This is a genomic window from Brevibacterium sp. (assembly GCF_052105255.1).
GTDB lineage: Bacteria > Actinomycetota > Actinomycetes > Actinomycetales > Brevibacteriaceae > Brevibacterium > Brevibacterium linens_B.
Map to the genome: position 1 here is coordinate 1 of NZ_JBQDYQ010000077.1, position 10,996 is coordinate 10,996.

Annotated in this window: 12 protein-coding genes; 9 read left to right on the forward strand and 3 right to left on the reverse strand. The window is 65.9% G+C overall.

Going from position 1 to position 10,996, the window contains the following annotated elements:
• Positions 1-311 precede the first annotated feature (311 nt).
• The 5 genes from ACTIIH_RS14760 (at position 312) to ACTIIH_RS14780 (ending at position 3,038) form a co-directional block, all read left to right on the forward strand.
• On the forward strand, positions 312-518 hold the full coding sequence (locus tag ACTIIH_RS14760; protein WP_127364059.1) for a hypothetical protein: 207 nt from the start codon (positions 312-314) through the stop codon (positions 516-518).
• Positions 519-586: 68 nt separating this feature from the next.
• A complete protein-coding gene (locus tag ACTIIH_RS14765; protein WP_101555440.1) occupies positions 587-1,534 on the forward strand; it encodes an intradiol ring-cleavage dioxygenase in 948 nt (315 codons plus the stop codon).
• Between the two features lie 132 nt (positions 1,535-1,666).
• On the forward strand, positions 1,667-1,843 hold the full coding sequence (locus tag ACTIIH_RS14770; protein WP_240812150.1) for a hypothetical protein: 177 nt from the start codon (positions 1,667-1,669) through the stop codon (positions 1,841-1,843).
• A complete protein-coding gene (tatC, locus tag ACTIIH_RS14775; RefSeq protein ID WP_441452663.1) occupies positions 1,840-2,667 on the forward strand; it encodes a twin-arginine translocase subunit TatC in 828 nt (275 codons plus the stop codon). The genes ACTIIH_RS14770 and tatC overlap by 4 nt, the downstream gene beginning before the upstream one ends.
• A complete protein-coding gene (locus tag ACTIIH_RS14780; RefSeq protein WP_441452664.1) occupies positions 2,655-3,038 on the forward strand; it encodes a twin-arginine translocase TatA/TatE family subunit in 384 nt (127 codons plus the stop codon). The genes tatC and ACTIIH_RS14780 overlap by 13 nt, the downstream gene beginning before the upstream one ends.
• A gap of 46 nt (positions 3,039-3,084) precedes the next feature.
• On the opposite strand, the gene ACTIIH_RS14785 is transcribed toward ACTIIH_RS14780, so the two are convergent.
• The 3 genes from ACTIIH_RS14785 to ACTIIH_RS14795 all read right to left on the reverse strand — a co-directional run bounded on the left by ACTIIH_RS14785 (position 3,085) and on the right by ACTIIH_RS14795 (position 7,182).
• A complete protein-coding gene (locus tag ACTIIH_RS14785; RefSeq protein ID WP_441452665.1) occupies positions 3,085-3,681 on the reverse strand; it encodes a hypothetical protein in 597 nt (198 codons plus the stop codon).
• Positions 3,682-4,014: 333 nt separating this feature from the next.
• Positions 4,015-5,271, reverse strand: coding sequence for a serine hydrolase domain-containing protein (locus tag ACTIIH_RS14790; protein ID WP_441452666.1), 1,257 nt, complete (start codon positions 5,269-5,271; stop codon positions 4,015-4,017).
• A 171-nt stretch (positions 5,272-5,442) separates the two neighbouring features.
• Positions 5,443-7,182 carry a biotin carboxylase gene (locus tag ACTIIH_RS14795; RefSeq protein ID WP_441452667.1) on the reverse strand — a complete coding sequence of 580 codons (1,740 nt, stop codon included), beginning with the start codon at positions 7,180-7,182 and terminating at the stop codon, positions 5,443-5,445.
• A gap of 184 nt (positions 7,183-7,366) precedes the next feature.
• Here ACTIIH_RS14795 and ACTIIH_RS14800 point away from each other — a divergent pair, with 184 nt between their 5' ends.
• The 4 genes from ACTIIH_RS14800 to ACTIIH_RS14815 form a co-directional block, all read left to right on the forward strand.
• Positions 7,367-7,816: an FAS1-like dehydratase domain-containing protein gene (locus tag ACTIIH_RS14800; protein WP_025776642.1), complete on the forward strand. Its 450-nt coding sequence runs from the start codon at positions 7,367-7,369 to the stop codon at positions 7,814-7,816.
• A complete protein-coding gene (locus ACTIIH_RS14805) occupies positions 7,813-8,256 on the forward strand; it encodes a MaoC/PaaZ C-terminal domain-containing protein (protein WP_441090216.1) in 444 nt (147 codons plus the stop codon). Before ACTIIH_RS14800 ends, ACTIIH_RS14805 begins: the two co-directional genes overlap by 4 nt.
• Positions 8,253-9,362: a UDP-N-acetylmuramate dehydrogenase gene (locus ACTIIH_RS14810; protein WP_441452668.1), complete on the forward strand. Its 1,110-nt coding sequence runs from the start codon at positions 8,253-8,255 to the stop codon at positions 9,360-9,362. The genes ACTIIH_RS14805 and ACTIIH_RS14810 overlap by 4 nt, the downstream gene beginning before the upstream one ends.
• Before the next feature lie 9 nt (positions 9,363-9,371).
• Positions 9,372-10,996, forward strand: a 1,625-nt coding sequence (locus tag ACTIIH_RS14815) for a metallophosphoesterase family protein (protein ID WP_441452669.1), incomplete at its 3' end; no start/stop codon positions are given.

Here is a 10,996-nt window from a genome sequence, read left to right on the forward strand (position 1 = left end):
CTAGATTGCGAAGCGAGTTCACGTCGTAGTCGAAGCATGTCTGCTTGGAATCTGTTAATCGTGAGGTCGGGGGATCGAGTCCCCCTCCCGCTACCGATCAACTCCCTCATCAGGATGATGAATCCGATGGGGGAGTTTCTGTGTCCGGGGACTCCTTGAGACCGTGTTGCGCGATTCCTTCCTGCCATGCCGGTCTTGCTCTGTGAGGTACGCCACAGACTGCAGAAGCGCAGTGACAACATCGGCGCGAGCCTCTCTTCCCAACACACCCGGTAGCGACCGCCGACTCATCTTGCGGGGTGCCCCCGCTAATGGAAGAAGCAATCGGGATGATCAGGGACGGACGCTCGGACGACGGCACCTGGACTCACGACCATCGTCTTGACGGCGACCTCTGGTTCCACGTCGACGCCCCGGTCGGCGAGCCCTCGAGGTGGGTGACTCTGCAGGCCCAACGGGTCCTCGACTGGTGGGCTGGAACACAGCCGGTCTGGACTTCCACAGTCGCCGCTCAGTAACGCCACAGTCCCGCGCCAGAGCCGATATCCACGATGGTGTCATCACACCATCGAAGGAAGGACAGCTCATGGCTCGCGTACCCGAACCGGACCAGACCCCCAACGGACCCGCCTACGAAGGACGGCTCCTCGATCGACCCGAGGAGGAGGTCGTCGACCAGGGCGCCTCGTTCGACATCCGCACCCTCTTCAGCCGACGTGGAGTCCTCGGGCTCGTCGGCGCCGGCGTCGGCACCATGGCCCTGGCCGCCTGCACCTCCGAGGCCTCCGGCTCGACGAGCTTGGCCTCGAGCAGCAGCGGATCGGTCACCGAGATCCCCGACGAGACGGCAGGCCCGTACCCGGCGGACGGAACGAACGGTCCGGACATCCTCGAAGATTCCGGAATCGTGCGCTCGGACATCCGCTCGAACATCGACGGGACCGACACCGTTGACGGGGTGCCTCTGACCTTCTCCCTCACGGTCACCGATATGGCCGGTGACAATGCTCCGTTCGAGGGCGCCGCCGTCTACGCGTGGCACTGTGATGCTCAGGGCCGCTACTCGATGTATTCCGAGGGAGTCGAGGACGCCACCTGGCTGCGCGGCGTCCAGGTCGCCGATGAGAACGGCGAGGTCACCTTCACCTCGATCTTCCCTGTCTGCTATTCCGGCCGATGGCCGCACATCCACTTCGAGGTCTACCCGGACGTCGACTCCATCACCGACGCCGAGAATGCCATCGCCACCTCGCAGATGGCCATGCCCGAAGACGCCTGCAACGCCGTCTACGAACTCGACGCCTATGACGGATCGGTGAAGAACCTTGCGAACGTCAGCCTCGACGACGATAACGTTTTCGGCGACGACGGAGGCGAGCACCAGATCGCCACGATCAGCGGCGACACCGACTCCGGATACACCGCCACACTCGACGTCCCCGTCGACACCGACACCGAACCGACCGGCGGCGATGCCCCGGCAGGCGGAGGCCAGGGAGGAACCCCTCCCGAAGGCGCCCCCGAAAAGCCCTGACAACTCCGGGAAAGGCTCGCCATCATGCTGCACAACCTCACGGGCTGACACGCCCTCGTCATCCTCGCCATCATCATCCTCGTCTTCGGCGCGGCCAAGCTGCCCGCACTCGCCAAGAGCCTCGGACAGTCCGTGCGCATCCTCAAGGACGAATCGGCCGACACCCGGTCGGGTGAGGCGGCACCTGCGCCGCGATACGAAGCGGTGACCGACCCGATCGTCACCGATCCCACCCCTGCGCCCGCCTCGGCGAGGGACGATTCCACCGCCGAGGCCGGCCCAGCCGATCAGACACGGCCGCGATCATGAGCACCGCCGCCGCGGAGAAGATGCCGCTGTCCACGCACCTGCGGGAGGCGCGGACACGGGCGGTGCGCGCGGCGGTGGCACTGCTCATCGGCACGGTCGTCGGCTATTTCACGTCAGACCTCGTCATGGACGTCCTCCGTGCTCCGATCACCGACCTCGCCGCATCCCGCAGCGCTTCGCTCAACTACGACAGCGTCACCGGGGCCTTCGACCTGCAGCTGCGCATCGCCGTGTACTCCGGAATCATCCTCTCCAGCCCGGTGTGGCTGGGGGAGATCTTCGGATTCCTCACCCCGGGGCTGACCGCGAAGGAGAAGAAGTACACGTTCGGCTTCCTCGGCGCCGCACTTCCGCTCTTCGCCGTCGGCTGCCTCACCGGCCTCTACGTCTTCCCGCGGATGGTCGAGGTGCTCACCTCATTCGCCGCGAGCGAGGACAGCACCATCCTCCAGGCGTCCTACTACTTCGACTTCGTCTTCAAGATCGTCATCGCCACCGGCATCGCCTTCGTCCTCCCGGTCTTCCTCGTCGTCCTGAACTTCATCGGACTGCTCTCTGCCCGTTCGATCGCGAAGGCCTGGCGGGTCAGCATCGTCGGAATCGTCGTCTTCGCCGCCCTGGTCACCCCCGCCGCCGATGTGCTCTCGATGTTCTTCGTCGCCGCCCCGATGGTCCTGCTCTTCCTCGCCGCGCTCGCCATCGCGTGGCTCCACGACCGGACCCGCGGGTACCGCTCGAACTTCGAGGCACCGACTGCAGATGAGCTGGAGACCGGACGAGCGCAGACCGCGCCCACGGAAAGGAGTCGGACATGTTCGGCCTGAGCTTCGAGAAGATCGTCATCGTCGGCATCATCGCCGCGATCATCCTCGGCCCGAGGCGGCTGCCCCACTACGCTGAGAAACTCGGCGAAATGGTTCGCCTGCTCCGTGCCCAGGCCGAGGCCGCGCGGACACGAGCCGCCGAAACCGTGGGCGCTGAGGACTGGCAGGCGCTCGATCCCCGCCAGTATGATCCGCGGCGGATCATCCGCGACGCCTTGGACGCACCGAATCCGGAGCCCGCCGAGGCGGCCGGCAGCTATGTCATCACCGGATCGTCGGGACACCCGCGCAGACGCTTCATCGCCCACGCGGACGAAAGCAGCACGGGCGACGATGAGCGAGCAGTCGAACATTCGGAAACCGGGCGGTGACCGGAGCGGGGGCGCCTCGGCGGTCGGGCCGGGGCCGCCTCGGTGATCAGTCCTTGAAGTCGAAGTCGTCCTTGTCGATGCCGGGGAACATGAGCTCGTACTTGACCATCTGGTCCTTGTGATCGACGATTTTGACGGTGCCGAAATACTTCTTCCGACCTTTGTAGGCGTCTTTGTCTTTGACGGTGACCTGGCACGATTTGAAGCCGTACCACTCGCGGAGCTCCATATCCGAGTCGCACTTGGCTTCTTTGACAGTCAATTCGAGCTTGTTCTCGAACAGGTCGATGAGGTCGGCTTCGATGGATGCGGCGGGCACGACACCGTTGCCCTTCTTGTCGATCTTCATGCCGTCGTCGCTGGCCCAGTTCGTCGTCTTCGCGGCATCGGCGAACGGATCGGTCGATTTCGTGTCGGTGGGTTCCGCCTCGGCGGTTTCGGATTCGGTTGCTTCGGCCGCTTCCGATTCGACGGCGCCGCCGCCGAATCCTCCCTCGTCGGTCTCTGCCGCTTCGGATTTCTGGTCCTCTGCGGGTTCGTCCCCTCCGGAACCCCCACAGGCGGTCAGGGAAAGGGCGAGAGCGGCTCCAGCGGCCGCTGTCAGCAGGCGGGGCATCCAGGTGGTCCGGCGAATCGGGGTCATCGTGTTTCTCCTTCGCGCTCCGGCGATCACAAGCGTTGTCGATACACCACGATTCTGCCACGGTCGGTTGTCGACAACCCCCGGTTCGGTGTGCGGATCCGGCGACACGTGTGGCGATTCGGCCACATTCGCGCCGGGGGACGACTCCGACTCTGGCAGCGACGTGGGCATCCCGCACGATTCCCCGCACACACACCTGCTGCAACGGGAGGTTATGCGAGGAACGAGCCGCGATGATCGAGCACCTGTCGGAGATGACGCCGCCGGTGCGAAGGGAGTGCAACGGTAGGAAAGGTCCCAAACGGTGCGTGATGGCGGCCCGCCGGCTCCCGGCTACTCAGCGGTGGGGGAGTTGACGGCCCTCGCAAGAGCCTCGAACGCGCGGATCGTCGGGAACATCTTCGTCGCATCCTGCGGCAGCCCCCAGCTCGAGAGCTTGACGCCGAGGACGTTGGCGCCCGGGTTCATGTAGATCATCTGCCCGTGGATGCCCAGCGCCAGGAAGGCATGGGAGTCGGGGAACGGGAACCAGAACTGGTTGTGATACGCCCCGCCCGGCATCCGATTGTCTCCGGGCCCATCGGCGAAGGCCTGACGCACATCCTCGGAAGTGGTCAGCGTATCGCCGATCCACGTCGTCGGAGCCACCTGCTGTCCGGTCAGCGACTGGCCGCGGTTGATGTAGACGTAGCCGAATCGGGCGAGATCACGAAGACTCGTGTTGATGCCGCCGTCGAACATCCCCACCCCGTACTGGTCGGTGGCGATGATCGCGTCATGTTCGGCGCCGATCCGCGACCACAGCACCCGTGACATCAGGGACTGCATGCGTTCGCCGGCGATCTTCTCGCACACCCATCCGAGCACATCGGTCTCGCACGACCGGTACTCGAAGACTCCGCCGTGCTCGGACTTCGCCTCCAGCGTGGTGAGGAACTCGTACATGCCGATGCCGGGGTTCTTCCGCTTCGCTTCGGCCCAGCCGATCTGCTCCTCGATCTGTCTGACCTCGGATTTCGGGTCGAGGTAGTTCTCGGAGAAGCGGATGCCCGAACGCATGTCGAGGACATGGCGAACGGTCGCGCCGGCATAGCCGGACTCGGCGAGTTCGGGCACATAGTCGGTGACGGGACGGTTCGGGTCGAGGTCACCAGATCCGGCGAGGACACCTGCAACGGTGCCGACGAGCGACTTCGACACCGACATGAGCAGATGCTCGGTCGACGGGGTCATGTCCCCGAAGTACTCCTCGGTGAGCACGGTCCCGTTGTGCATGAGCATCCAGGCATCGGTATCGGTGGATTCGATGACGCTGCGGACACTGCGCGCCTCCGAATACTCGGTTGCGGGAACTTCGACCTCGCCGAGGTCCCGCGGGGCCGCGGGCAGTTCCGCCACCGGTCCGGCACCCCTGGAGATCGGCGTCGTGGGAAGCACCCGAGCGACGTTCTGGAACGACCAGCGGACGTTGTCGGGATCCTGCCAGTTGTCCCGGTCGATTCCGGCCGCCGGGTCGGCGGGTGCCGATGGGGTCACGGTCAGGTCCGCCGGGGGAGTGGCCGCGGTCTGGCCCGGTGACGGTTCGATCACTCTGCACCTCTGATTCTCGCCTCGGTTCGTGCGCTGAATGTGTCCGCGGACGGCAGCTGGGAGCCGCCTCGGTTTGTGCGCTGAATGTGTCCGCGGACGGCAGCTGGGAGCCGCCTCGGTTCGTGTTGAGGTTACCACCGAGGCGACTTTGCCCACCGTGGATGTGTAGGCTCAGTCGCCTTTGGCTCCCGGCCCGCCGAGGGCCGGCGACGGATCGTCGGCGACGACCGGGACTCCGGCATACATCGCACGGATCGAGTCGATGAAGTGCTTGGCCCGGATGCTCAGCGCATCGGGTCCGCCGACGTTCGTCTGCAGGGGATTCTTCGTCACCAGCACTCCGAGGTCCGCCCCTTTCCAGCGATAGTCTCCGGCACCGAAGACGCGCAGGAAGAACACCTCGCTGCCGTTCTGCAGCGGGTGCCAGTCGAGCGCGGCACGTTTGTACGTCAGCGTCCCGTACTGGTCGAGATAGTACTGACCCGTCAGCGGGGAATGCGTGATGTACTCCGTGATGGGAGCCGTCTCCTTGATGATCATCTGGCTCCACTCATCGGCTCCGGAGAGCTCTTCCCAGCGCTCATTGATCTCGGTGATGTCGAGGTCGAACTCGACATCGAGGTATTCGAGCAGATGGAACAGGAACAGCGGCACATCGGCATAGGCACCTGCCGTGACGTTCGTGATCGCCGAGGCCCCGGAGATGCGCGGATTGAGCTCACCGAGGTAGCAGTCGTCGTTGTCGAGATCGACGAGGACATCGACTTCGAAGAACCCCCGGTAGCCGCGTTTGCGCAGACCTTCGCCCATCTTGCGCACGAGTTCCCGGGTCTGCGCCCGCTGCTCTGCGTTGAGGACATCTGGCTTCATCTCGTTGCCGCACCAGCCGCCCTTGTACGGGGTGAGTTCGGCGAAGCCGGCGAGCTCGGTCAGATACGGGCCGACGACGACACCGCTGGAGGTGATGACCGCCTCGACGGCGACCGGAGTGTTGTTGATCCGCTTCATCACCTTCAGCTGCTCGCCGATGATGTCGTCCTTGTGTGTCTCCCAACCGGAGGCATCGGAGATGAAGAACGTCGTCTTCCCGGAATCGCCGTAGGGGGTCTGCACGACGAGATCCGTGCCCAGCCCCGCCTCGGCGGCCCGCTCATTGAGCTCGTCGTAGGTGTCAGCGGTGGTCAGCACGTTCGGGACGGAGAACGCACCGGCCTCATTGCCGAGCTTCGTCGTCTCGATCTTCGAATCGAGCTGATTGCGCAGAGCGGCCGAGGGCAGGATGAGATCGTAGCCGAGTTCTCGGCAGATCCGTTCGGTCTCCTCGTCGAAGAAGACCATCGCGACCTTCACCCGCTCACCATGGGGGACATTGCGCGTCATATGAGCACGCACCTCGGCGTTGAGGAGCAGCCAGTTGTTGATCGCCTCGCCTGATTCGAACTCGACATAGGGCTTGTAACGCGGGGAGAACACGCGCGGATGTCCGCCGTCCCAGCCGTCGTAGTAGGTGATGTATGAGAAATTGCGCACCCACCGGTCGAGACCGAGCAGGTTGAACGGGGTGGCGCCGACGAAGAAGATCGGGGTCTGATTCGTGCGGAAGAAATGCCGGACCTCGGACACGTTGCGCAGCGGTCGACGCAGCTGGACCCGCTCGGCTTCCTTGCCGGCATAGGCGGCGTCGGTGGCCACGGCCACCTCGACCTGCGGTGGGGCGTCATCGGCTGCGGCCGGTCCCGAAGCGGCTGTCGCGGTTGCCGGCGCAGCGGCCGCCGGCGCACCGGCGGCGGGAGCGCCGGGACCCGGAGCCTGCGGTGAGGGGACCGCGACTGCGTCTTTGACTCGCGCGCCGGGTTTCGCCGTCTGTGCCTCGGGGCTCGTCGGGTCTGCGCTGGGGGATTCGTTCGTCATCGCACTACTCCTTACCAAATGTGATGTGGACAACATATACCAGTTTCGAAGCCATGAGCCCGATGGTGCAGGAATTGTGTGAACCGGATACGAACGCGCGATCAATTCTTCGCCGGTGAACCTCATCCGGAGGCCGTGCTTTAGGCTGGTGTCGATACCGACCCCAGCAGAAGAGAGAGCGCATATGCCGGTGAATACGGAGAAGCAGGGGGCCACGTTCTCCCTGCCGCAGCCTTATGAGGTCTCCAGGGAGGCGATCGCGGAGTTCGCGCTCGCCACCGGAGCGAAGGCCGACTACCATTTCGACACCGAAGCGGCGACCGCACTGGGTTACCGCGATGTCGTCGCCCCGACCACCTTCGCCGTGATCATCGCGCAGAAATCGGAAGCCGCCTACATCTCCGACCCCGATTCGGGTATCGACTTCTCGAAGGTCGTCCACGGCTCCGAGCAGTTCTCCTTCACCCGCCCCATCGTCGCCGGCGACGTCCTGGCGGCCGTCACCCATGTCGACGGAGTCCGGGCCGCGGGCAGCAACGCCATGATCACCACCCGCACCGAGATCACCGATGTCGCGCAACAGCCCGTCGTCACCGTGACCTCGACCATCGTCGTGAGAGGAGACGGAGAATGAGCCCCATCGACTTCTCCACACTCACCATCGGAGACACAGTCGTGGAATCCGAGATCCCGCTCTCCCGTGCCTCCCTGGTCGACTATGCCGCGGCCTCGGGCGATCACAACCCGATCCACTGGAACGAACGCTTTGCCCGCGAGGTCGGTCTCGACGATGTCATCGCCCACGGAATGCTCTCGATGGCGGCGGTCATCGCCCCGGTGGCCGAATGGCTCGGCGACCCCGGTGCGATCGTCGACTACCGGACCCGCTTCTCCGCCCCCGTCGTCGTCCCTGATGCCGAAACCGGATCACCGGCGACCCCGACGACTTCGCTCAGACTCACCGCCACGGTCGGCGCCGTCGACCCCGCCGTCGGCACCGCCCGCATCGACATCACCGTGAAGTCCGGTGCGGCCGATGTCCTCAGCCGCACCCAGGTTCGGATCTCGGCGTGAGTCAAGCCCACTCGCAGGACCTGTCCGCGTTCACCACCTTCCGCCTCGGCGGGCCGGCCCCGCAGGTCACCGTCGCGAACACCCGCGACGAACTGCTCGACTTCTGCGCCGCCCACCCGCTCGAACTCAACGGTGAGGAGACGGCGCAAGTCCTGTTCATCGGCGGCGGATCGAATCTGCTCATCGCCGATGCCGGCTTCGGCGGCCCGGTCTGCGTGGTCCGGACCACCGGGGTGGAGACGACCGAGACCACGACGGCCGACACCCGGGTCACCGCCGAGGCGGGGGAGGACTGGGATTCCTTCGTCGCCCACACTCTCGGCCTGGGGCTGTCCGGGCTCGAAGCGCTGTCCGGGATCCCCGGGTCGGTCGGCGCGACCCCGATCCAGAACGTCGGTGCCTACGGCACGGAGGTCGGCGAGCTCATCTCCTCCGTCGAGGTCTTCGACCGAGTCGCCGGCCAGATCCGCCACCTCACCGCCGGCGAACTCGAATTCGGCTACCGCACCTCGGCGCTCAAACGCGCCCAGATCGCGGCCGGGACCCCGCGGTTCGTCGTGCTCTCGGTGACCTTCGACCTCCAGCGCAGCGACGAGTCGCTGCCGGTGCGCTACGCTCAGCTCGCATCGACGCTCGACGTCGAGATCGGCACCCGCGTCCCGGCGGCCCACGTGCGCGAGAACGTCATCGCGCTGCGCCGGTCGAAGGGCATGGTCCTCGACACGGACGACCATGATTCGTGGTCTGCCGGGTCGTTCTTCACCAACCCCATCGTCGACAACCCCGAGATCCTACCGGCCGAGGCCCCGCGCTACCCGGTGGGCGACCCGCTCAGCGGGGCGAAGATCGAGGGGAAGACGAAGACCTCGGCGGCCTGGCTGATCGAGCACGCCGGCTTCTCCAAGGGCTACAGCCTCGGCGAAGGGCGGGCGACGCTGTCGACCAAGCACACCTTGGCTCTGACGAACCGGGGACACGCGAGCACGGCCGATGTGATCGATCTCGCGGCAGCGGTCGTCGCCGGCGTCGAGGACGCGTTCGGCATCACCCTCGAACCCGAACCGACCTTCATCGGCTGCTCCATCGACGACGGGCGGCGTCCTTAGACTGTGGTCGTGTCATCACGTCGGAGAATCACCGCACTCGTCATCACCCTCGCGGCAGTCGCACTCGTGACTCTGCCCTGGGCGCTGTTCACCTCGCGAGCCGATCTCACCTTCGGCCCGCATGAGGCGCAGTACCGGGTCACCGCGGACTCCCGGCTCACCGTCGACTTCGGCCCCCTGGGCAGGCTGCTCGTGCCCGCCGAGGATGTCATCCCCCTCGGTCTGGGACTGCACGTCGACATCGGGGAGATCCCCGTGTCCGGCGACTCGGACGACGAGGAGCGGCCCGCGGCAGACCTTGAGGCGGTAGCCGACCCCGGAGGGGGAACCGTCGACGCCCTCGGCGGTGACATCGCCTCCTACGCTTCGCTGTTCACGGCCCCGCAGGCACAGATCGACCAGGTCATCGCCGGTCTCAGCCAGGAGATCCTCAGCCGATGGGCGCTGGCCGTCTGCCTCATCACCGGCGGACTCGTCGGCCTCACCCTCTTCCTCGGACCCACCCGAGCCGCTATCGTCGTCCGGGCCTTCGCCGGCAAGGAACTCCTCGGCATCGGGCTGGTGCTCGTGCTCGTCCTCACCGGACTGGGGACCGTCGTGCTCAACCGTCCGAAGCCGATCGTCGCCGATCCGGCATTCGCGGACACGCCACTGGCCGGATCCCAGGTCACCGGCCGCCTCGGCGGGATCATCGACACGGCGTTCGGCGCGGTGCAGGACTTCGCCGCGGACAATGACGCCTTCTACGACGACGTCCTCGCGGCGCTGCGGGCGCAATGGGACTCGCGTCCGATCACCGGCAATTGGTCCGATCGGGGGCTCGTTCCGCCCGCCGGAGTCGGCGCACCTGCTGCCGACAGCGGCGATGGCGGAGGCGGGAGGGGCGTGTCGACGTTCGTCTACGGGTCCGATATCCACTGCAACATCGGCATGGCCCGCGTCGTCGGGGCGGTCGCGGGACTGAGCCGGGCCGATGCCTATATCGACGGCGGGGACATCTCCATGACGGGCACATCGGCAGAGAACTACTGTCTCGACGTCGTCGATAACGAACTGCCGGAGAAGCTGCCGCGCATGATCGTCAAAGGCAACCACGATTCCATGGGAACGACGCGGCACGCGATGTCCCGGGGGTGGAACGTGCTCGAGGACTCCACCGCGGAGCTGTCAGGGGTGACCTTCTTCGGCGCCGCCGACCCGCGTCGCACCGTGTTCGGGTCCGGTCCGCAGTTGGAGACGGACCTCACCGCCGACCAGTATGCGCAGCGGCTGCGCGACGAAGCCTGCGCGGCCGATTTCGACATCATGCTCATCCACGACCCGGCCGTCGGCGCACCGAGTCTGCGCTCGGGCTGTGCCGACTACGCTTTGAGCGGACACTGGCACCGACGGGTCGGACCGGAGAACTTCGGTTCGGGTACCCGCTATGTCAGCTCGACGACCGGGGGTGCCCTGGCGAATGCACTGACACCGGGACCGCTGAAGATGAACGCGGAACTGAGCATCATCCGCGTCGACAACGAGACGAAGCGCCCCATCGACGTGCAGATCATCACCGTCACACCGGACGAACAGGTGCAGATCGAGCCGTGGATGCGCTTCCCCGAACCCAGACCCCTCGTGGGTCAGCCGCC

Bases quoted from the DNA above. Each gene is read 5' to 3' on its own strand.
- ACTIIH_RS14795 (WP_441452667.1), bottom strand. From the start codon at position 7,182: ATGACGAACGAATCCCCCAGCGCAGACCCGACGAGCCCCGAGGCACAG.
- ACTIIH_RS14800 (WP_025776642.1), top strand. From the start codon at position 7,367: ATGCCGGTGAATACGGAGAAGCAGGGGGCCACGTTCTCCCTGCCGCAG.
- ACTIIH_RS14785 (WP_441452665.1), bottom strand. From the start codon at position 3,681: ATGACCCCGATTCGCCGGACCACCTGGATGCCCCGCCTGCTGACAGCG.
- ACTIIH_RS14805 (WP_441090216.1), top strand. From the start codon at position 7,813: ATGAGCCCCATCGACTTCTCCACACTCACCATCGGAGACACAGTCGTG.
- ACTIIH_RS14765 (WP_101555440.1), top strand. From the start codon at position 587: ATGGCTCGCGTACCCGAACCGGACCAGACCCCCAACGGACCCGCCTAC.
- ACTIIH_RS14760 (WP_127364059.1), top strand. From the start codon at position 312: ATGGAAGAAGCAATCGGGATGATCAGGGACGGACGCTCGGACGACGGC.
- tatC (WP_441452663.1), top strand. From the start codon at position 1,840: ATGAGCACCGCCGCCGCGGAGAAGATGCCGCTGTCCACGCACCTGCGG.
- ACTIIH_RS14780 (WP_441452664.1), top strand. From the start codon at position 2,655: ATGTTCGGCCTGAGCTTCGAGAAGATCGTCATCGTCGGCATCATCGCC.